Origin of the sequence: Exiguobacterium aurantiacum DSM 6208, assembly GCF_000702585.1 — a bacterium.
Taxonomy (GTDB): Bacteria; Bacillota; Bacilli; order Exiguobacteriales; family Exiguobacteriaceae; genus Exiguobacterium; species Exiguobacterium aurantiacum.
Genome location: NZ_JNIQ01000001.1, coordinates 1,806,828 through 1,827,512 on the forward strand (window position 1 = coordinate 1,806,828; position 20,685 = coordinate 1,827,512).

Consider the following 20,685-nt stretch of genomic DNA (forward strand, 5'->3'; position numbering starts at 1 on the left):
TATCGAATATGTAATGGAGGTCGATCGTATGCGTGAATGGATGATAGGGATCATCGAGCAGTTCGGATATTTCGGCATCGCGTTCATGATTTTCATCGAGAACGTGTTCCCGCCGATCCCGTCAGAAGTCGTCCTCTTATTCGGTGGGTTTTTTGCCGTCAAGACGGATTTGATCATTTGGCTCGTCATCGTGGCGGCGACGGTCGGTGCGATTGCCGGGGCGATTTTGCTATATGGCATCGGGCTATACCTGGATGTCGAACAGATCGAGAAGTGGACGAAAAAGTACGGGAAATGGCTGCGGCTTGATATCGAGGATGTCCATAAGGCGGATGCTTGGTTTGACCGGTACGGGGGTTGGATGGTCTTCTTTGGACGGCTCATGCCTGTCGTCCGGAGCTTGATCTCACTCCCGGCCGGTATGTCGAATATGCCCTTCGCCAAGTTCTTGCTGCTCAGTACGGCCGGGACGCTCATTTGGAATTCGGTATTAATCTATGTCGGGATCCAGGTCGGAGAGAACTGGGAGTCGATTTTGCGCTATTTAGACGTCTATTCGTATGTCATCTATGCGCTGTTGGCAATCGGAATCGTCGTCTATCTCGTTTGGCGAAAGCGACGAAAGCAGAATAAATCAAAGCGCGCTTCTTCGTTTTGAGCAATATAAAAAACGGGTCCTCGTTCCAGGGCCCGTTCAACGTTTAAGTTCCGGATGGTCCGCTAAAATTTGGTCACGTAAACGATACATCTTCGAGACGATGTCATCCCGTGTCTCGCGAAACGCTTCGATCGGCTGACCAGACGGATCATCGAGTCCCCAGTCCTCGCGATACGTAGTTGGCACGTAAGGACATTCGACCTCGCAGCCCATCGTGATCAAATAATCGAGCTTTGGCGGGATGGCATCGAGAAGTTTCGGTGACTGCCCGGTCGGATCAAGCCCGATTTCACGAACGGCTTCTAGCGCTAACGGTTTTACTTCAGGATAGTTCTCTGTTCCAGCCGAGTAGACTTGGGCGATATCACCGAGCAAATCTTTTCCGATCGTCTCGGCCATTTGTGAACGGCATGAGTTATGAATACAGATGAACGCTACCTCAACCATTGTTACAGCCCCTTCCTTCAATCCTGTTTTTTGTTTTTCTCTTCAGGTAACACTTTCTCCAACGTCTGTTCCGTCTTCTCCGCTAAAATCTCAGAGAAGCGGAACAAGACGATGCCGATGATGGCCGAGACGAAGATGTATAGACCGACGAACAAGTTGATGGCGCCATTCGATAACGCCGTGAACAAAATCGAGAACTCACCGCGAGGGGCGAGGGAGAACCCGACCTCGTTCGCCTGGACACGGCTCAACCCGTACATGCGGCCGCCGACGCGCCCGACGATCCATTTTGACAACACGCCCCAAACGATCAACACGAAGAACAGCGCGTTGATGATGACGCCTTGCTCGAGGTTGATCGAAATCCCGAACGAGATGAAGAAGATCGGTAAGAACAAGTCGCGAACCGGCACCGTCAACCGCTTGAGCGGGCGGATGTCGTGGATACCGGCGAGCATGATCCCGGCGATGAACGCACCTAGTATCTCGGACAGCCCGAATACCATGCCGATACCGGCGAAAAAGAGAATCAAGCCGATAAGCCCAATGCTCGCATCGTCTTGCCGAAGCAAATGTTTGACGGTGCGGGGATGGCGGGTGACAAACCGTATGCCGACGAATAAAAGGACACCGAACACGAGGAAGCCGACGAACACTTTTCCGATGTCGCTGAACGCAATCGGGTCGTCCTGAATGATGAATGGCGCGACGGTCAACAGGAGCGGGGAAAATATGTCTTCAAAGATGAGTAGCGCGAGCACGAACTCTTTAATGTTCTCGTGCTTATCCGGATGTCGATCAAGCAGACGGGCCGAGATTGACGAGCTCGTCGCGTACAACACCGCACCGATCAAGAAAGCTTTTGGCAAATCGAGGCCGAACGCAAGGGCGATCAACATCGAGACGCCAAAAGCGAGCACGATATCGAGCACTCCTGCTTTCCACACTTGTCTCATGCGTTTTGCGAGCTCGTTGATCGGGAACTTGAGTCCGAGCAAGAAAAACAGCAAGACGATGCCGATCTCTCCGGCGATCCTGAACACTTCGTTGCCGTCCCAAAAGAAACCGACGATGACCCCGATGCCGATGAACGCTAAAATGCTCGGAAAGAACAATCGTTCAATCAATAGGCTGACGATGGAGATGAGGGCAAGTGCCGCGCCGAGAAAGATGATGATGTTGATGTCGAGGTTCATATGTCGCCTCCTTTACATACGGATCATCGCGTCCGGCTCAGTCTTTCGGCCATTGGTACTCCATCCCGACCGATTCAGGACGCGAGTAGTCAAAGCCGAAATGTCGATACAGACCGTCCGCTGGTATATCGGCGATCAGGCTGATGATGGCGGTCTCATCGGCTTCTTGTAAAATCCAATCCATCAAATGTTCCATGATGAGCTTCCCGAGCCCGAGCCCTTGGCAGTCGGGGTCAACGACAATGTCGACGAGGTGGAACACCATGCCACCGTCACCGACGACACGTCCCATTCCGACCATCTCATCGTCCCGATACAGACAGACACCGAACAGCGTATGGGAGAGCCCTTTCTCGGTCGCCTCGTCCGACCGTTTCGGCATCCCGGCTTTGACGCGGAGATGTTGATGCTCTTTTGGCGAAGGTGTTTGAATGCGAACTTCGACTTGATTGACCATGAGTTAAATCCCCTTCCACAGTAGATGAAATTATTTTCCCGATATACTGACTGGATAAACCTTGATTTATAAAGGGCAATCTCTACATAATGAGACCGTATGAAACTGAAGGAGGGGTCTTATGTTAGACCGACAATCGATTTTACCGGCGATCCGTGACATGCGTGACTTAGAAGTGTTTTTGGCGAGCGATTTTGTCGTCGGTGTGTTGCTTGAAGTCCACATCGCGAGACTCGATGCCGTCTTTCGATTGTTAACCGAACACGGGAAGAACGTGTTCATCCATTTAGATTTAATTCAAGGGTTGAAGGCGGATGAATATGCGACCGAATTCATATGTCAGACGTACCGTCCTTACGGCATCATTTCGACGAAAGGAAGCGTCATCTTAAAAGCGAAACAAAAACAAGTGAAGACGGTGCAACGGCTCTTTCTCATCGATTCGAGCTCGCTCGAGAAGAGCTATCGCATGATCGAACGCACCCGACCAGACTATATCGAAGTGCTGCCGGGGCTCGTCCCGAAATATATTCGCGAAGTGAAGGCGCGTACCGGGATCCCGGTGTTCGCTGGGGGCTTAATATCGACTGCCGGTGAAGTCAAGGCGGCACTCGATGCGGGCGCATCTGTCATCACGACGTCGAATCGGACGCTTTGGAACGATCGTCACGTCTCATCGTGAACGTTTTGGGTATTAAAGAAGGAGGAGGGATTTATATGAAACCAACCATGATTATCACGGGAGTCAGTCAAGGGATTGGATACGCGCTCGCGAAACACTTCGCCGAAACGTATCAAGTCATCGGGCTAGACATCGAGAAAGACCCGCAGCTAGAAGGCGTGACATATTTCAACATGGATTTAGGTGATCACGAGTCAATCGTGCAAACGTTCAACATAGTCGCTGAGCGGTTCGGGGTCGCCCACGTGCTCATCAACAACGGAGGCATCGCCTCTCTCGAAAAACCGATGACGGAGTTGGACGTCGAGACGTTCAAACGGGTCATCGACGTGAATCTCGTCGGGACGTTCGCCTGTGCGAAGGCGTTTTTGACGCTGAATGAAGCGGCGGAATACGGTCGGGTCATCAATATCGCTTCGACACGGACACTACAGAACGAGCCCGATTGGGAAGCTTACGGTGCGTCGAAAGGCGGGATTGTCGCGCTCACGCACTCGATGGCCGTCTCGCTCGCGGACCGTCCAGTCACGGTGAACGCGATCAGTCCGGGATGGATTCAAACATCCGATGAGCCGTTGCGCGATGTCGACCATCGCCAACATCCGTCTGGACGCGTCGGGGAGCCTACGGATATCGTCCGAGCCGTCACATACTTGATCGATCGTGACAACGATTTCGTGAACGGTCATAACTTGATCGTGGACGGGGGCATGACGAAAAAAATGATTTACGAGTCGTGATGACGCAACTAGGACCATTGACTTAACTTTTAAACCATCAACTGAGTGGTTGGACCTACTGCAGGGTAAAGGTAGGAGGGAACGGTTTGAAATTGTAAAGGAGGGTCCGTCATGCACCAACAAGTGGAAGAAGCACTCCGGTTTGCGGCTGTCCGTCACGACGGTCAGTTTCGAAAAGGTACAGGCATCCCTTACGTGACACACCCGGTCGCCGTCGCGATGCTCTTGACCGAGGATTGCCAACCGGTGCCGGTCGTTGCCGCCGGGCTATTGCATGATTTGCTTGAGGACACGTTGACGACGAGGGCGGAAATTCGCGAACGCTTTGGACCAGAAGTCGCTCGGCTCGTCGAGGCGGCCACCGAGCCTGATAAAAACCTGTCGTGGGAAGAACGAAAACGGACGATGGTACAACGCGTCCACACGCTCTGGTATGATGAGGTCGCATTGTTCACGGCGGATAAGCTACATAACCTGCGCTCGATCCGACTCGATATCGATCAAGTCGGAAAAAGCGTGTGGGGCCGCTTCAAGCGCCCGCTGCGCGACCAATCTTGGTATTACCACGAACTGCTCGAAGCGCTCCGTCCGTTCAAGTCGACGACAGGCTTGATCGAGGCTTTTGAAACAGAGTTGAACTTGCTGTTTTATGGAGTGGAAGAAGAGCGGGAAGTCAAACTTCAAAAGCTGATTTCCGTCGTCACAGGTGGCTTCGAAGAAGAGGACTGGGTGCAAGAAGCCCCGACACTTTGTCAAACCGCCTTTGAACTGAACAACGTGATGCGGGAAGGATATCGACAAGATTCGCCGAGCGACTTGTTAGAAGTCACGACGTTGGCCGAGCAGTTGCGGGAGGCGGGATGGCAGAACGACTTCCCGTTACCGGTCCTATCCGGCTTGAATGAACTGTCGTACCGGGCGGCGCTCAAGACAGAAGACGTCATCGCTCTTATGAAGTGAAATGATTGTCAAGTCGAAACAACCGTGCTATAGTCGTGTTGAACATAAGAAGGGGAGTAGCGACCACAGCTGTGGTCGATGGGTCGTCATTACAGTGTATATGCACTCGGTCCATCGAGCTTCTTTCAAGTCCGCAAGACCTTTTTATGGATGCTTATTTGGCGTCCGTAAAAAGGTCTTTTTTGATGTTTACAAGAAAAGGGGAGATTTTAGCAATGGTATTTGTCTATTTTTTACTCGCGGCTGCCATCACGGTTTACGCGGCCATCAAGCTGTCGACGTATGCTGATGTTATGAGTGAGAAATCATCGATGGGAGGTGTATTGGTCGGGACCGTCTTACTCGCGGGAGCGACATCGCTCCCGGAAGTGACGACGAGTATCTCGGCCGTCATGATCAATAACCCGGATATCGCAGTAGGGAACATGCTCGGCTCGAACTTGTTCAACATTTTCATCCTCGCGATGTTCGACCTGTACTTCCGACAGAAACGCCTGTTCAACGAGGCGAGCCGTGATCATCTTTATACGGCGGGGCTCGGCTTGTTGCTCACGGTGCTCACGATGGTCGCCTTGATCGTCCGCGTCGATATGACGTTCATCGGTATCGGGGTCGATGCCCTCTTGATCGCCGCCTTGTACGGGATTGGAATCTACTATATCGGGAAACGCCCGAAAGAGAAGACGGCAACTCGGGAAGTCGAACAAGAAGTCGTCGCCAGCACGACTAGTTCGATCACCGTCAAGCGGGCCGTGTTCGGATTTGCGATTGCCGCCCTCGTCATTATGGCAGCCGGGACGGCGCTCTCAATCACCGGCGACCGCATCGCCGTCGTGACCGGACTCGGTTCGAGCTTTGTAGGCAGCTTCTTGATCGCGGCATCGACGTCGCTCCCGGAAGCGGTGGCCGTGTTCGTTGCCCTCAAACTTCGCAACGTGAATTTGGCGTTCGGATCGATTTTAGGGAGCAACATCTTCAACATGGTCATCATCGCCATGTCGGACGTATTTTATCAGAACGGATCGATCTTGGCAGACGTCTCGGCGTCACACCTCGTCACGGCCATCGGCATTACCATCTTGTCAGTATTGGTCATGTATAGTGTGCTCCGTAAAGACGTGACGTCAAAAGTTCGCTACATCGTCCCGTCTGTTCTCGTCGTCCTCGTCTATTTCGCATCATCTTACTTGATCTTTACCGGGTGACCACACGATAGCGCTTGCTATCGTGTTTTTTTTCATTCAGGCATTACGGTTCTTTTCCCTGGGTATAGTAGGGAGGAAGGAGGAGTGACGATGCAGATGCATTCCGTTGAGCGGTTGAGTGAATATGTGTTGTTGATTCCCGCTTATAACCCCGATCAGGCATTGATCGAGTTGGTCCAATCGTTAAAACAAGAAGGGTTTGTTCATATCGTCGTCGTCAATGATGGGAGTGCCGAGGCGTGTCGGCCGGTGTTTGAGGCCGTCGAACCATACGTGTCCCGACTGCTCGAGCACGAGAAGAACGCTGGGAAAGGCGCCGCCTTGAAGACCGGCTTACGTTATATCGTGGACCGCTACCCGGAGGCGTTAGGGACGATCACGGTCGATGCCGATGGACAACATCTGCCGGAAGATGTCCATCACGTGTACGACGAAGGCGTCGTTTGGCCGCACCATCTCATCATGGGATGCCGTGACTTTTCGGGGGAGGCAATCCCGTTCCGTAGCCGGTTCGGCAACGAAGTGACGCGCCTCGTCATGACGATCGGGAGCGGCTTACGGTTGAAAGACACGCAAACCGGACTCCGGGCCATCCCGACCCGTTACGCGAGACAGCTGCTTGACGTTCCGGGCAATCGTTATGAGTTTGAGATGAATATGCTGACGTTCACGAAGCGTCTCCACGTACCGATCCATCAGACACCGATTCAAACCGTCTATGTTGACGAGAACGCATCGTCGCATTTCCGTCCTGTCATCGACTCGATTTTAATTTATCGCATGTTTTTGGCCTATTCTTTATCATCGGTTGCTTCGTTTCTGATGGATATCGGTGTGTATGCGCTACTGATCTTTTTGTTAAATCCTTTGTTCGAAACGACCCATGTCATCATCGGCACCGTCGTCGGTCGCGTCGTCTCTTCCTTATTCAACTATTACGTCAACCGAAAAATCGTCTTCAAATCGACAGCGAGGCGATCGATGGTCAAATACTTCGGTTTGGTCGGTGCGCAAATGGCGCTGTCGGCCGCACTCGTGTACGCGCTGTTTTTCATTTTCCGGGATGGGGAAGTCATCTTGAAAGTGATCGTCGACAGCTTCTTGTTTGTCGCCAGTTATTACGTTCAAAAACGCTGGATCTTTAAACGATAAAGGCCCGACAGCTGTCGGGCCTTTATCAGTAGGCGAGCTTTCCGATTTTCACGGACGTATAGCGATGAAGCTCGCGCGGGTCCGCGATGCCGGTCTTGATCATCATGTCCCGGACAAGCAATGCGCAGACGCGTGCGTCTTCGGCGGCGTTATGATGCAAGAACGGCTCGTTCAAATACTCGGCCATCGTGTTCAGTTTATGGTTCGGGAGCTGAGGATATAACTTACGTGACAGTTTGACCGTACAGCCGTACTCGATGTTCGGGAATGTGTACAAGTCATATTTGGCGATCGCTTTTTTCAGTGCACCCATATCGAACGAGGCGTTATGGGCCATGACGAGGTCGACCGTCTGGAGTGTCGGATAGAGAAGTTCGAGCACTTCAGGCAATGTCGGGGCATCCCACACATCGCTCGGCCGGATCCCGTGGACGCGGATATTCCCTTGATCGAAGTCTTCTTCCGGGTTGACGAGCAATTGGTTCGTCTCGACGACCTCTCCGGCGTGTAGCAGACTCCAACCGACCGAACAGATGCTTCGGCTATCGCGGTTGGCGGTCTCGACATCGATGGCTAAAATAGAATGTGACATAATCGTTCCTTTCCTCGTGCGTAATGAATCCACAAAAAAAGTCTAACATAACGTTAGACTGAAAAGCGATTATGCGGCAGCGAGATTCCGGCACGCCTCGGCGCAACGGAGACATGCCTCGGCACATTGTTGGCAATGGTCCATGAGGTGGCGTCCACATTCGACGGCGCACGTGTCACACACTTGCGCACAGAGCGCACCGATCGGTTTTGCGAACGCCGAATCGGTCTCGAGGGCGTTCAAGGCGAGGGCGCAGACGTCCGCACATTCACGTGTCAACCGGATGCACTCTTTCACCATCAACACGTCTTCTTCCTGTAAGCTCTTCGAGAAGCAATGGTTGCTCGCCCGCATACAGTCGATAATGGCTGAAATCGTCTCTTCAATTGAATCCCGTTCCATCTAAAGTCCCCCTTAGCAGAATAATGTATCTTTAAATCATTACCCGATACCGAATCGCTTAAACCGCGCCGAGACAACAAAAAAGCCACTTCACAAAAGTGAAGTGACCAAGTAATGGAGCATAGCGGGCTCGAACCGCTGACCTCCACGCTGCCAGCGTGGCGCTCTCCCAGCTGAGCTAATGCCCCGTTCGAAAATTATTATATCATCCTAGTAAAACGTTTGGCAATGCCCTTTTTCAAAAAAGATTCAAAAGTTTAAACCGTTGTCGCAATGGGAAAATCAACGATGATGTTATATTACGAAAGCAGGTGTTTCATATGGGCATGATTTTATTGGCATTGCTTCCAGCACTCATGTGGGGGAGTATCCCGCTCATCGTATCGAAAGTCGGCGGGAAGCCGATTCAGCAGTTGATCGGGACGACGATGGGTGCGATGGTCATGGCGCTCGTCATCTTCCTCGTCTTCAATCCGGAGTTCACGACCGTCGCCGTCGTCACCGGTTTCATCTCCGGAATCTTTTGGGCGCTCGGACAATATCTTCAGTTCCAGTCGTTCCAAATTTTAAGTGTCTCGAAAGCGATGCCGATCAGTACCGGCATGCAGCTCGTCGGGACGTCACTCTTCGGGGTCATCGTCCTCGGGGATTGGCAGACGTCGACCGAGCTCTGGCTCGGATTTTCAGCGCTCGTCTTGATCATCATCGGGGCGACGATGACGTCGTATCAACAGAAGAAGGACTCGGATAGCGCTGGGGCGTTGAAGAAAGGACTGCTCGTCCTCCTCGTCTCGAGTTTTGGTTACGTGACGTACGCCGTATTGACGAACTACTTTGAAGTCGACGGCATCACGGCGATCGTCCCGCAATCGGTCGGGATGTTCATCGCGGCGCTTCTCTTCAGTCTTCGTGAGAAAGATGTAAAACGGTTCGACCCAAAGACGTTCAAGAACATCTTGGCCGGGATCGCCTGGGGAATCGGGAACTTCGGGCTCTTCGTCTCGAGCGGGGAGGTCGGGGTCGCCACGTCATTCGCCTTATCGCAACTGAACGTCGTCGTCGCGACGCTCGGCGGGATTTATCTATTGAAAGAAGAGAAGACGACGAAAGAGCGCGTCTTCGTCTTCATGGGCATCGGGCTCATCGTCGTCGCCGGCTTCATGCTCGGCTTCGCGAAAAGTTAAAAAGACGGGCAAAAGCCCGTCCCTGTTCACCCTTTCCAAGCAACGTCGATGAACGCGTCACGTCCTGATTGCTTCCGGTCCGCTTTATAGTGGGCCGGGTTTTTTTTATGGAAATCTTGATGATATTCCTCTGCCGGATAGAACGTGTCAGCCGGCAAAATCTTCGTGACGATCGGATCCTTGAACCGTCCGCTCGCCGCGAGTTCGTCACGGCTCTTCTCGGCGGCGATGCGCTGTGCTTCCGTGTGATAGAAGATGGCCGGCGCATATTGCGTACCACGGTCCTGGAACTGCCCATCGGCGTCGGTCGGGTCCGTTTGGATCCAGTAGAGTTCCAATAAGCGTTCATAAGCGAACAGTGACGGGTCGTATGTGATCTCGACGACCTCGTAGTGACCGGTCGTACCGGTCTTCACTTGCTCATACGTCGGGTCGTCGACGTGTCCGCCCGTATAGCCGGATACGATTCCTTCAATCCCAGGTAGTTCCTCGAACGGGGTGACCATGCACCAAAAACAGCCGCCCGCGAATGTTGCTTTTTCCATCTAAAAAATCCCCCTCTGTACTCATTGTCCAAATAAAAACGCCCATGTCATCGACATGAGCGTTCTGTCATATCGTCCAAGGCAGCGCCTTGCTGGAAGTAGCACCTTGCGTAGGCAGGTTGCTGTGAAGTCATAGAGCCAGGTCTCTCGTTCACTCAAGATATCGATATGTAGTTGGTGACAGCATCATACCATCCCGCCTGAATCGACGTCAACGGTTTGGATGTCGCTTGAGCTTATAGAGCGTGGCGCCGACGATGAAACAAAGGAGCAGGAGCGACAAAAACGGCGCGTACGGGACATCGTTCCCGTATAACTGCAGAAAGAACAGCGCGAAAACCGACAGTAAGACGAAAAGATAGGAACGAGACATGGGAACCTCCGTGATCGTTTCCTCTAGTGTATCAAGTCGCTCGTCCTTTGGCGACAAAAAGAGGGAATCGGACACGAGTGGCGAATACCGGACTATCGACCGAAGGAGGGACTTACATGACAGACCAAATTGATTTGTTAGAGTTGGATATCGAGACCGCCCATCGCGGATATAAAGAAGGAACGTTCACGGCCCGTGACGTGACGGCGTATTATTTGAGCCGAATCGCAGAGTGGAACGATACGCTGCACGCTGTCCTTCAAGTGAACCCGGATGCGTTGTTCGAGGCGGAGGCTTGTGATCGCGCCTACCGGAAAGGGGTACGCCTGCCGCTCCTCGGCATCCCGGTGCTCATCAAAGACAACGTCGAGACGGACGGGCTAATGAAAACGACGGCGGGAGCGATGGCTCTTTCGGATCATTTCGCGCGTCGAGACGCCGATCTCGTGCGGCGCTTGCGTGAAAACGGCGCCGTCATCCTTGGCAAAGCGAACTTATCGGAGTGGGCCAACTTCTTGACCGAGAACATGCCGAACGGATGGAGCGCTGTCGGTGGACAGACGAAAAATCCATACGGTGACAATCTAGACGTCGGGGGATCGAGTTCAGGATCAGCTTCCGCCGTCGCCGCCAACTTGACACTTCTCGCCGTCGGCAGCGAGACGAGCGGATCGATCGTGCATCCGAGCGTCCACAATAGTATCGTCGGAATCAAACCGACCGTCGGACTGATAAGTCGGAGTGGCATCATCCCGATCTCTCGGTCACAAGACACGGCCGGGCCGATGGCGAGAACGTTGCGTGACACGGTACTTGCGCTCGAAGCGATGTGCGGGTCCGACCCGTCCGACCCGGCGACGATGCATACACCTGCCGGTCCGCCGTACAGCACGTGTCTGGACGAACGGCAGGCGGTCGGGATGCGAGTCGGTTACGTAAAAGTCGATTTATCGGCAGAAGAACAGACCCTTTACGATCAAGCGCTTCTTTTGCTAAAAGAGAGCGGCATCGTACTGGTCGAAGTGGAGTCACCGAACGACGAGTCTCTCGACCAGGGCGATATTTTGTACCATGAGTTCAAGCTCGGGATCGAAGCATATCTCGCCACGACGTCGCTCCCGTATAAAACACTGACCGATCTGATCGAATGGAACGCCGCCCATCCCGAGGCGATCCCGCACGGACAAGTGGCGTTTGAGAAAGCAGATCGGCTCTCGGGCCGCCTCACCGAAGCCGCTTATTTGAAACGCCGTTTGGATGACGTCCGGTCCGCGAAAACCGCCGGACTCGACCGTCTGCTCAAGAATGATACGTTGCACGGCCTCGTGTTGCCGCATGACTTTAACTACGACATGGCGGCCAAAGCGGGACATCCGACGATCACGATCCCATTTGCCATCAAACAGAGCGGTGCCCCGTTCGGGCTCTCGTTCACCGGAACGAGTTTTTCCGAGCGTGACTTGATTCGTCTCGCTTATGCGTTTGAACGGCATGTGACCCGCCCACTCCCGAAGAACGTGTAAGAACGGAACGTTGCACCCGTCGACGCGGTCCGCTACAATGGGAATTATGCGGATTGAAGAAAGGACAGATAGCAATGAAACCATCTATATACGGGCTGACGTTTGATCAGCTCACGGACGTCTGTGTCGATTTTGGATACAGCGCCTACCACGCGAGACAGATTTGGGACTCGCTCTATATCGACCGGGTCAAGTCGATGGATGCCATCAACGTGCGAGATGAAGTGAAGGCAGCGCTCGCGGAACGTTACGTCATCTCGACACAAGAGTTGTTCGTCAAACAAGAGGCGGGCGACGGGACGGTCAAATTCTTACTTAAATTACACGATGGACATTATATCGAGACGGTGCTCATGCGTCACAAGTACGGCCGATCGGTCTGTGTGACGACGCAAGTCGGTTGCAACATCGGCTGCAGCTTCTGTGCGAGCGGTCTCTTGAAGAAGACGCGCGATTTGACGGCGGGAGAGGTCGTTGAACAGATCATGACCGTTCAACATTACTTGGACGAAGTCGGCGAAGGGGCCCGGGTCAGTCATATCGTCGTCATGGGAATCGGGGAGCCGTTCGATAACTTCGACAACTTGGTCGATTTCCTTCGTGTCGTCAAAGACGAGCGTGGTCTGGCCATCGCCCCACGGAAAATCAACGTGTCGACGAGCGGTCTCGCCGACAAAATCTATAAGTTCGCCGACCTTGACCTCCGCATCAACTTGGCGCTCTCACTTCACGCGCCGAACGATGCGCTCCGGACACAGATCATGAAGATTAACCGGGCGTTCCCGCTCGACAAGCTCATGCCGGCGATCCGTTATTACGTCGAGAAGACGAACAAACGGATCACGTTCGAGTACATCTTGCTCTCGAAAGTGAACGACTTGCCGGAACACGCCGAGGAGCTCGCCGACTTGATTGCGGATATCAAAGACAAGTCGTACGTCAACTTGATCCCATACAACCCGGTCAACGAACATATCCAATATGAACGAAGCACGTCAGAAGATATTATGGCGTTTTATGATATTTTGAAAAAACGCGGAATCAACACAGGTGTCCGTCTCGAACACGGGACCGACATCGATGCGGCCTGCGGACAGCTCCGTAGCAAGCATATGAACGTTGAAGGTGCAAAATAAAGTTGAGCTCTCTCTCCTGAATCGGTGAGAGAGTTTTTTTGTCCTCACTTGTCGGCAAATCGACCGAAACAATTTACAGATTCATGCATAGACCGGTCCGGCGAAGGGAATAGTCTCTTGACATCATAGTAGAGAGTGGAGGCTATTCAATGGAGAACGTGAACGCGACATGTTGGATTCGAGTCAGAAATACGCTTGGGGAGGGACCTTGTTGGGACGCCGAACTGAAGCGGTTTTATTGGGTCGATATCGAGGGGCACACGCTCTGGTGGTATGACGAAAAAGAAGACGAGATCTCGTCGTTCGATATGGGACAACAAATCGGTTTCGCCGTTCCGAAAGTGACCGATGGCGTCATCGTCGGATTAAAGGACGGCATCTACGAATGGGACGAGACGTCGAGAGAACTCGACAAGCTCGTCGAACTCGACGACCCGGAAGGCGTGTTGCGATTCAACGACGGAAAGGCCGACCCGTATGGACGGATTTTTGCGGGAACGCTCCATTTGAACGATAAAGACGAACAGGCGACACTTTACCGCTTGAACCGGGATGGTACGACCGAGGAAATGTTGACGAATTTGACTTTGTCGAACGGATTGACGTGGTCTCCGGACCATCAAACGTTTTATCATATCGATACGCCGACCGAGACGGTTCGACGTTACCCATTCGATTTGAAGACGGGAACGCTCGGCGAAGGCGAGGCCGTGATTGATTTCAAGGAAGAGGACGGTTTCCCGGACGGTATGACCTCGGATGAGGATGGGTACTTATGGATCGCCCACTTCGCCGGCGGAAAAGTGTCGCGCTGGAATCCGGACACGGGCGAAAAAGTGCTCGAAGTGTCTGTCCCGGCGCCGAACGTCACATCGTGTTGTTTTATCGGCGACGACTTGAACCAACTCGCCATCACGACGGCGCGAGAAGGCATGGACGAGGAGGCGCTCGAAACGTACCCGGACGCAGGGTCGGTGTTTAAAATCGATACAGAAGTGAAAGGGATGCCACTTTATCGTTTCGGACGTTAAGGAGGGAGAACGATGGTGAAACGAATGCTCGTTCGAGCGGGAATCGGTCTGGCGCTCGCGGCGGTGGCCCGAGTCGGAATCAAAAAGTTTCTCGACGACCGCGAGACGACAGATCATTCTTATCTCGAACCGAAGTGGGACGAGACGCCGAGCGTGGACGCGGACAAAGATGAGGACGAGGTCGGCTTGACACAGCTCGATTCGATTTATCGGGCCGAGTGGCAAGCGAACGCTTACCCGCGTTCCGAGGCGGAACGGAAAGCGCTCGAAGAATAGCCACGTTTGGAAACACGCTCAAATCGAGCGTGTTTTTTTGTTGACAACACGGTCAATCCCGTTCATTATCTAAAAAGTAATGATTACTATTTAGGGGATGTTAATGATGAAACGAATTCCAGTCACTGTGTTGTCAGGCTATCTTGGGAGCGGCAAGACGACGTTAATGAACCATATATTAAACAACCGCACCGGCAAGAAATATGCCGTCATCGTCAACGATATGAGTGAATTAAATATCGATGAGCGCTTGATCGAGCAAGGCGGCTTCTCGCGGACAGATGAAAAGTTGGTCGAGCTGTCGAACGGCTGTATTTGTTGCACGCTCCGTGAAGACCTCCTCGAGGCGGTCCAAGAGCTTACGAACGATCGTGAGCTCGACGGGATCATCATCGAGTCATCCGGAATCTCTGAACCGATTCCCGTGGCCCAGACGTTCACGTATGCCGATGACGCGCTCGGCATCGACTTGACGAGCCGTGTCTATATCGATGCGATGGTGACCGTCGTTGACGCCTACCGTTTCTTGAAAGACTTCAACTCCGGTGAGTCGCTTCACGAGCGGAAACAAGCGATTGATGAGACGGATGTCCGTGAAGTCGTCGACCTGCTCGTCGACCAAGTCGAGTTCGCCGACATCATCGTCTTGAACAAGGCCGACCGGGTGTCTGACACCGAACTGAACGAGATGGCCGGGCTGTTGAAGACGCTCAACCCGTCAGCAAAACTGTTGACGTCGGTCCATTCGAACGTCGACTTGTCGGAACTGCTAGACGTCAAGCTGTTCGATTTCGAACAGGCGATGCACGCGGCCGGCTGGATTCAAGAGCTTGAAACGGAAGAACATACGCCGGAGACCGAGGAGTACGGCATCAGCTCGTTCGTCTATCGCCGTCGTCGGCCGTTCCACCCGGAGCGACTCCATGCGTGGATCGAACAGTTCCCGGAAGAAGTCGTCCGAGCGAAAGGATTCCTTTGGATCGCCTCGCGTAACGACCTCGCCTGCCTGTTCTCGCAGGCCGGATACGCCTCGACGCTCGAGCACGCCGGACGCTGGCTCGCCACGCTGCCGGAAGAGGAACGTCGTCTCATGTTCGCGGCAGAACCGGAGCTTGCTGAGGACTATTTCGAGCCGTACGGCGACCGCCAGACCGAGCTCGTCTTGATCGGGCAGCGGATGGACCGTGCGACCGTCGAATCAGCGCTCGACGTCTGCCTGTTGACCGACGATGAGATGTCGCTCGATTGGACGATATTGAACGACACGCTCCCGGGTAGCGGCGTCGTCACTTTCTCATAAACCGTTTACAAACGCAAACGAGTCGACTATACTGTTCCTTGCATGAACAACCGCATACATTGGACTACACTAGGGGTGCTTCGGCTGAGATGTGAGCATGGCTCCAATCCCTTATGACTCGATCCGGGTAATACCGGCGTGAGGAAGTGTGGCACTTTTTCTAATGGATTTTATTGGACGAGTGGCCGCATTCTCATGGATGCGGCTTTTTTGTGCATATAGAAAAAGGGGGAATGCAACATGAACGAGCAATGTGGAACGAGCCCGATCGTCGGGTTCCGCTTTACACTGAGCCCGATGACGTCGGATTTCGTGAGCGTCATCAAAGGGGCATTGAAGGAGACGGATTTACAGAACGTCTGGCGCCATACCGATGACGTCTCGACGGTCATCCGGGGACGGAGTGAGCACGTGTTCGATGTGGCCAAATCAGTCCTGTCGCATGCGACGAAGACAGGGACGCACGTCTCGATGAGCGGGACGTTCTCGGTCGGTTGCCCGGGTGACACGATGGGGGACAACCTGCTCGAGGTGACGAGCGAGCCTGTGAACGGACCGGTCGGCGCCCAATACGTCTCCTCCCAGTTCGCGCTCTATCCGCTCGGTGACGAGCAATATATGGACATCATCTATGAAGAGATCGATTTCGCGAAAGAGCGTGGTGTGTTCAACGATTCGATGCATTACGCCTCGGGCATCCACGGCGACATCGAGCCGGTGTTCTCGTTTTATGAGGCGACGTTCGACCGGGTCCGTGCGAAGACGAGCCACGTCGTCATGACGGTGACGTTCAGCGTGAACAGTCCGTCGCATGAGGGACGCAATGATGCTTAAATCGTGGAAGTTGAAAGAGGTCGTCTTGTTGTCGCTGTTATCGGTCGTGTTCGCCGTCGTCTATTTGGCGTTCGTCCATGTCGGGAACCTTTGGGCCGGCTTGATCGGACCGATCGCCTACGAATGGATCTTCGGAATTTGGTTCATCGTCTCGATTATCGCGGCTTACATCATTCGAAAGCCCGGCGCCGCGTTTTTGTCGGAAGTGCTCGCGGCGACGATCGAGATGATGATTGGGAACGCCATCGGGCCGCGGATCATTCTCGTCGGGATCGTTCAAGGACTCGGGGCCGAGGCGGCGTTCGCCTTGACCGGTTATAAACGGTACGACCTTTGGGTGCTCATGCTGGCCGGGTTCGGTGCGGCCGTGACGAGCTTCGCCTATACGTACGTCATGGGCGGTCTCGCGGCGCTCAGTCCGACATACGTCGCCACGATGTTCGCCCTCCGCGCGACGAGCGGCATGCTCATCGCCGGACTCGGAGGGAAGATATTGAGTGACTTGTTGCTTCGGACGGGTGCGCTCGAAGGGTACGCCGTCGCGCGGCAAGGACGCGTGCATGGTTGAGGCGGAACAGCTGACGTTTCGTTATCCAGGTAAGCCGACCGACGTCTTGTCGGACGTCACGCTCACGCTCCAGGATGGGAGGACGCTCATCACCGGGGCGAGCGGGTCGGGGAAATCGACACTGTTTGCTATGTTCAATCGTCTCTATCCGGATAACTGTGACGGGATCGTGACGGGACGATTGCACTTGTTCGATCGATCGTATGATACGTACGCGGCCGGTGAAGTGAATCGGCGCGTCGGGACGGTGTTTCAAGATCCGGACAGTCAGTTCGTCATGCAGACGGTGGAAGAGGAACTGATTTTCACGCTCGAAAACTTCGGGGTCGCGCGGGGCGAGATGTCGGAGCGTGTCACGGCAATCTTGCATGCGCTCGGCTTGTCCGAGTATCGCAATCGCACCATCCATGACTTGTCAGGGGGCGAGAAGCAACAGATCGCCGTCGCCTGTGCTTTGATCGGTCGACCGGAATGGCTATTGCTCGACGAGCCGCTCGCCCACCTCGACCCGGAGACGGCGCATCGTTTCGTCCGTTGGTTCGACGGCGTCGCCCGCACCGTCAACGTTGTCGTCATTGAACACCGACCGTACGTATGGGGCGATTTCTTCGACCGGCAAGTCGAGCTTGTGGAGGGACGAGTCGTCAAGGATGGGCCGTTCGAGATGCGCCCGGACTATACGTTCGCATCGATTGGGAGCCACAAAGGAGAGTGTAATTTATTTCACATACCGAATTTCAAACGAAATGAATTTGAACTCGCAGCGAGCGACTTGACCGTCGCCGAGGGAGAAGTCGTCGCTATCCTCGGTCGAAACGGGAGCGGCAAGTCGACATGGCTCAGAAGTCTGGCTCGCAATCATCGTGACGTCGGGTTCGTCCCGCAATCCCCGGCACACTTGTTCGTGACAAGTGACGTGACAAGTGAACTCAAATACGGGCACGATCGTCCGATCGAAGACATGTTGACGCGGCTCGGGCTCGGACCGTTGCGGGATGCGCATCCGCTCTCACTCAGTCACGGTCAAAAACGGCGACTCGCCATCGGGGTGATGATGCTCTCGGAGAAACGATTGATCGCATTTGATGAACCGACGGCAGGACAAGACGAGGCTTCGCTTCGAGCGCTCCATGATTTGATGGCCGAACGTGCGGATGCGGGACAGGCGGTGTTGTTCGTGACACACGACCTCAGTTTTGCTCGGGTCGCGAACACGTACTATTTGATGCATGAGGGGGAGTTGAGCGGCCCTTATGATGCTTCGCTATGGGACGACCCGGAATTATTGCGGAGGCATGGGCTGTTGACGGAGGGATGGTCATGACATTTCATGAGATGAACCCGACCGTCAAGTTTATGACCGTGACATGTCTCATGTTCGGTCTCGCTTTTATGTACAATCCGTGGACACCGCTCGCTGTATTTCTCGGCACGATCCTCCTGCAAACGCTTTTCGCCGACGTGAGCTGGAAGCGATGGGGGCTGTTCATGATCCCATTCTTATTGACCGCCGTCGGGACGCTATGGACGACACTCGTCTTCGGCAGAGAGGCGAGCGGGGAAGTCGTGTTCACGCTGTTCGGCAATGACGTCACCGAGGAGAACGTGATGCTCGCTCTGACACTCGCCTTGCGCGTGTTGGCGTTCACGGTTTTGTCGCTCCTTTTCACGCTGACGACGGACCCGAAGCGATTCGTCTACAGCTTGATGCAGCAAGGAAAGTTGTCGCCAAAGATCGCCTACAGCGTTTTCGTCGGATTTCGCTTTTTCCCGATTTTAAAGAGCGAGCTCATGCAACTTTACGAAACACATGCGCTGCGAGGTGTGCGCTTGGAGACGAGGCGGGATCACATCCGTCACGCGCCAAAACTGCTCATCCCGCTGCTCGCCGGGGCGATTCGTCAAGCCGAACGAATCGCGTTCTCGATGGAGGCTCGCGGGTTTACGGGGGAAGGACGTTCTTCGTACGAGGTGATCCCGGTCACAAAGAACGACTTTTTATTAGCGGCTCTTCTCGTCGCGCTGTTCGGAATAAGTGTATGGATAGGTGTACGCTAAAAAAACAGGATGACTCACTCGGAGTCATCCTGTTTTGTCTCTTTCACGATGCGAAACTTCGGTTTCACAGATTCATTGTTGAACGCCTCGAGCACGGTGTTCTCGTTGGCCATACGAATTTGTTGCGGTTCGCCTTTTGACGTCGTGCCGATACAGAACATGTTCGCCTCGTGATCGGCAAAGAGCGACTTGTAGGCTGTCGCGTGATGCATGAGCCGGCCGGGTGACCCCCAACCGACGATGGCCATACCGCCGCTTTTCTCGACGTCGTCGAGCGTCTCTTCGACATAATGATAGTTCACCTCGTCAAGTTGGGACTCGACGTACGGCAAGTTGTCGTTGATGGCGAGCGTCGGGACGAGGCTGATGACGCGCACTTCTCGAATCGGCTGATCCAAATGGTTACGCATGAGCATATAGGCGCGTTGTGTCGTCGTCCCGGACAAGAACGCATCGCTCATCCGAGGCGAATAGATGATGACGGCACAGATCACGCCGTCGACGACATCCGTGAACTCGTAAGAGCGCATATAACGTTTCGTCTTATCGTCGTTGAAAATCGACTTGACTCGAATCGTCACTTCCTCGATTTGCGTGTTCATTTCGTTTCCTCACTTCAACTGGTAATTTTCCTGTCACGTCAACTTGGCGAACCATTCCAAATAGCGAATCGTGTACCGTGCGACTTGTTGCTTCGTCGTCTTGCCGTCTCCTGGGAGCAGGGTGACCTCGGTCTGGTATTGGTCGTAAAACGACATGACGTTGTCGACGTACTGCTCACTTCGATTGTATTCAAAGATGGCCGAACGAATCGACTCGTACGAATCACTCGTCTGTCCGCCGTGTTCACTCAAATAATAGGCTGCCGTATGCGCCGAGTCGATCAGGCTGTGCGGATCGGCTTGTCCATCGCCGTTGCCGTCACGGCCGAGACCGCCATATTGCTCGATTAAAGTTAAATCGGTCAAATCGATCTCGTCTTCTGGCACATCGCCTTTCTGATCGTCCGTGTCATACTGCCAGCCGAGCCACGTCCGTGGCATGAACTGGAACGGTCCGATCGCCCCGACCGAAGAGCGCATCGAGGAGCTGTGTGAGAAGATCGTCTCGACACGATGGACGGCGGCGAGCAAACGCCAATCGACGTCATACGCGTCGGCCGCATCCTCATACACCGCGACGTGGTCGGCAGGGACACCATGGTCCCCGTAGTAGGCACGGTAAAGCGCGTTGTTCACTTTTTCATGTTGACCGAACCAGCCGATTGCGACGAAGAACAACACCGCCACAAGCATGATACTGGTCAGTCGCAGCATCAATCGTTTCAAGATACCGCCTCCTAGCTTTCTAGACAATACCCGAATAG

Annotated in this window: 25 protein-coding genes, 1 tRNA gene and 2 riboswitches; of the genes, 16 read left to right on the plus strand and 10 right to left on the minus strand. The window is 53.8% G+C overall.

Going from position 1 to position 20,685, the window contains the following annotated elements; all coding sequences use genetic code 11:
• Positions 1-28 precede the first annotated feature (28 nt).
• Positions 29-658, plus strand: coding sequence for a DedA family protein (locus P398_RS0109510; RefSeq protein ID WP_029334912.1), 630 nt, complete (start codon positions 29-31; stop codon positions 656-658).
• Positions 659-694: 36 nt separating this feature from the next.
• Here P398_RS0109510 and P398_RS0109515 read toward each other — a convergent pair whose 3' ends face one another.
• The 3 genes from P398_RS0109515 to P398_RS0109525 are packed head-to-tail and all read right to left on the minus strand — an operon-like array spanning position 695 to position 2,758.
• Positions 695-1,105: an arsenate reductase ArsC gene (locus tag P398_RS0109515; protein ID WP_024372314.1), complete on the minus strand. Its 411-nt coding sequence runs from the start codon at positions 1,103-1,105 to the stop codon at positions 695-697.
• 17 nt (positions 1,106-1,122) lie between these two features.
• A complete protein-coding gene (locus P398_RS0109520; RefSeq protein WP_029334913.1) occupies positions 1,123-2,301 on the minus strand; it encodes a cation:proton antiporter in 1,179 nt (392 codons plus the stop codon).
• A 37-nt stretch (positions 2,302-2,338) separates the two neighbouring features.
• Positions 2,339-2,758, minus strand: coding sequence for a GNAT family N-acetyltransferase (locus P398_RS0109525; protein WP_029334914.1), 420 nt, complete (start codon positions 2,756-2,758; stop codon positions 2,339-2,341).
• Between the two features lie 121 nt (positions 2,759-2,879).
• Here P398_RS0109525 and P398_RS0109530 point away from each other — a divergent pair, with 121 nt between their 5' ends.
• The 5 genes from P398_RS0109530 (at position 2,880) to P398_RS0109550 (ending at position 7,497) form a co-directional block, all read left to right on the plus strand.
• On the plus strand, positions 2,880-3,440 hold the full coding sequence (locus P398_RS0109530; protein WP_029334915.1) for a glycerol-3-phosphate responsive antiterminator: 561 nt from the start codon (positions 2,880-2,882) through the stop codon (positions 3,438-3,440).
• A gap of 35 nt (positions 3,441-3,475) precedes the next feature.
• Positions 3,476-4,180, plus strand: a complete 705-nt coding sequence (locus P398_RS0109535; RefSeq protein ID WP_029334916.1) for an SDR family NAD(P)-dependent oxidoreductase — start codon at positions 3,476-3,478, stop codon at positions 4,178-4,180.
• 111 nt (positions 4,181-4,291) lie between these two features.
• The gene (locus tag P398_RS0109540) at positions 4,292-5,140 is read left to right on the plus strand and encodes an HD domain-containing protein (protein ID WP_029334917.1); all 849 of its coding nucleotides are present in this window, start codon (positions 4,292-4,294) and stop codon (positions 5,138-5,140) included.
• Positions 5,141-5,355: 215 nt separating this feature from the next.
• The gene (locus P398_RS0109545; RefSeq protein ID WP_029334918.1) at positions 5,356-6,345 is read left to right on the plus strand and encodes a sodium:calcium antiporter; all 990 of its coding nucleotides are present in this window, start codon (positions 5,356-5,358) and stop codon (positions 6,343-6,345) included.
• Between the two features lie 90 nt (positions 6,346-6,435).
• Positions 6,436-7,497 (plus strand): bifunctional glycosyltransferase family 2/GtrA family protein, encoded by a 1,062-nt coding sequence (locus P398_RS0109550; protein WP_029334919.1) that lies wholly within the window; start codon positions 6,436-6,438, stop codon positions 7,495-7,497.
• A 25-nt stretch (positions 7,498-7,522) separates the two neighbouring features.
• On the opposite strand, the gene P398_RS0109555 is transcribed toward P398_RS0109550, so the two are convergent.
• The 3 genes from P398_RS0109555 to P398_RS0109565 form a co-directional block, all read right to left on the minus strand.
• The gene (locus P398_RS0109555; protein ID WP_024372306.1) at positions 7,523-8,089 is read right to left on the minus strand and encodes a 3'-5' exonuclease; all 567 of its coding nucleotides are present in this window, start codon (positions 8,087-8,089) and stop codon (positions 7,523-7,525) included.
• Positions 8,090-8,158: 69 nt separating this feature from the next.
• Positions 8,159-8,491, minus strand: coding sequence for a four-helix bundle copper-binding protein (locus P398_RS0109560; RefSeq protein ID WP_029334920.1), 333 nt, complete (start codon positions 8,489-8,491; stop codon positions 8,159-8,161).
• 115 nt (positions 8,492-8,606) lie between these two features.
• Positions 8,607-8,679: transfer RNA gene (locus P398_RS0109565), tRNA-Ala, on the minus strand.
• Between the two features lie 132 nt (positions 8,680-8,811).
• Between P398_RS0109565 and P398_RS0109570 the strand changes: the two genes are divergently transcribed.
• Complete coding sequence (locus tag P398_RS0109570) at positions 8,812-9,675, plus strand: GRP family sugar transporter (protein ID WP_029334921.1); 864 nt, start codon at positions 8,812-8,814, stop codon at positions 9,673-9,675.
• A 26-nt stretch (positions 9,676-9,701) separates the two neighbouring features.
• Here P398_RS0109570 and msrA read toward each other — a convergent pair whose 3' ends face one another.
• Both msrA and P398_RS16960 read right to left on the minus strand, forming a co-directional pair.
• Positions 9,702-10,220 carry a peptide-methionine (S)-S-oxide reductase MsrA gene (msrA, locus tag P398_RS0109575; RefSeq protein ID WP_029334922.1) on the minus strand — a complete coding sequence of 173 codons (519 nt, stop codon included), beginning with the start codon at positions 10,218-10,220 and terminating at the stop codon, positions 9,702-9,704.
• A gap of 67 nt (positions 10,221-10,287) precedes the next feature.
• Positions 10,288-10,387, minus strand: a riboswitch (SAM riboswitch).
• A 44-nt stretch (positions 10,388-10,431) separates the two neighbouring features.
• Complete coding sequence (locus tag P398_RS16960; protein ID WP_024371969.1) at positions 10,432-10,593, minus strand: hypothetical protein; 162 nt, start codon at positions 10,591-10,593, stop codon at positions 10,432-10,434.
• Positions 10,594-10,709: 116 nt separating this feature from the next.
• Here P398_RS16960 and P398_RS0109585 point away from each other — a divergent pair, with 116 nt between their 5' ends.
• The 9 genes from P398_RS0109585 (at position 10,710) to P398_RS0109625 (ending at position 19,319) form a co-directional block, all read left to right on the plus strand.
• Positions 10,710-12,116, plus strand: coding sequence for an amidase family protein (locus P398_RS0109585; RefSeq protein WP_051638892.1), 1,407 nt, complete (start codon positions 10,710-10,712; stop codon positions 12,114-12,116).
• 74 nt (positions 12,117-12,190) lie between these two features.
• A complete protein-coding gene (gene rlmN, locus P398_RS0109590; RefSeq protein ID WP_024371967.1) occupies positions 12,191-13,252 on the plus strand; it encodes a 23S rRNA (adenine(2503)-C(2))-methyltransferase RlmN in 1,062 nt (353 codons plus the stop codon).
• A gap of 149 nt (positions 13,253-13,401) precedes the next feature.
• Positions 13,402-14,283: an SMP-30/gluconolactonase/LRE family protein gene (locus tag P398_RS0109595; RefSeq protein WP_029334924.1), complete on the plus strand. Its 882-nt coding sequence runs from the start codon at positions 13,402-13,404 to the stop codon at positions 14,281-14,283.
• A gap of 12 nt (positions 14,284-14,295) precedes the next feature.
• The gene (locus tag P398_RS0109600) at positions 14,296-14,559 is read left to right on the plus strand and encodes a hypothetical protein (RefSeq protein WP_024371965.1); all 264 of its coding nucleotides are present in this window, start codon (positions 14,296-14,298) and stop codon (positions 14,557-14,559) included.
• A gap of 106 nt (positions 14,560-14,665) precedes the next feature.
• Entirely contained in the window at positions 14,666-15,859 is a 1,194-nt protein-coding gene (locus P398_RS0109605) for a GTP-binding protein (protein WP_115336697.1), read from the plus strand.
• A gap of 61 nt (positions 15,860-15,920) precedes the next feature.
• A riboswitch (TPP riboswitch) is annotated at positions 15,921-16,021 on the plus strand.
• A gap of 78 nt (positions 16,022-16,099) precedes the next feature.
• Entirely contained in the window at positions 16,100-16,693 is a 594-nt protein-coding gene (locus P398_RS0109610; RefSeq protein WP_029334926.1) for a YkoF family thiamine/hydroxymethylpyrimidine-binding protein, read from the plus strand.
• Positions 16,686-17,261, plus strand: coding sequence for an ECF transporter S component (locus P398_RS0109615; protein WP_024371962.1), 576 nt, complete (start codon positions 16,686-16,688; stop codon positions 17,259-17,261). Before P398_RS0109610 ends, P398_RS0109615 begins: the two co-directional genes overlap by 8 nt.
• A complete protein-coding gene (locus P398_RS0109620) occupies positions 17,212-18,585 on the plus strand; it encodes an ABC transporter ATP-binding protein (RefSeq protein ID WP_147287403.1) in 1,374 nt (457 codons plus the stop codon). Before P398_RS0109615 ends, P398_RS0109620 begins: the two co-directional genes overlap by 50 nt.
• Complete coding sequence (locus P398_RS0109625) at positions 18,582-19,319, plus strand: energy-coupling factor transporter transmembrane component T family protein (RefSeq protein ID WP_051638893.1); 738 nt, start codon at positions 18,582-18,584, stop codon at positions 19,317-19,319. Before P398_RS0109620 ends, P398_RS0109625 begins: the two co-directional genes overlap by 4 nt.
• Positions 19,320-19,333: 14 nt before the next feature.
• On the opposite strand, the gene P398_RS0109630 is transcribed toward P398_RS0109625, so the two are convergent.
• Positions 19,334-19,921 carry a DUF1643 domain-containing protein gene (locus P398_RS0109630; protein WP_024371959.1) on the minus strand — a complete coding sequence of 196 codons (588 nt, stop codon included), beginning with the start codon at positions 19,919-19,921 and terminating at the stop codon, positions 19,334-19,336.
• A 33-nt stretch (positions 19,922-19,954) separates the two neighbouring features.
• Positions 19,955-20,647, minus strand: a complete 693-nt coding sequence (locus P398_RS0109635; protein WP_235263329.1) for a lytic transglycosylase domain-containing protein — start codon at positions 20,645-20,647, stop codon at positions 19,955-19,957.
• Positions 20,648-20,685 lie beyond the last annotated feature (38 nt).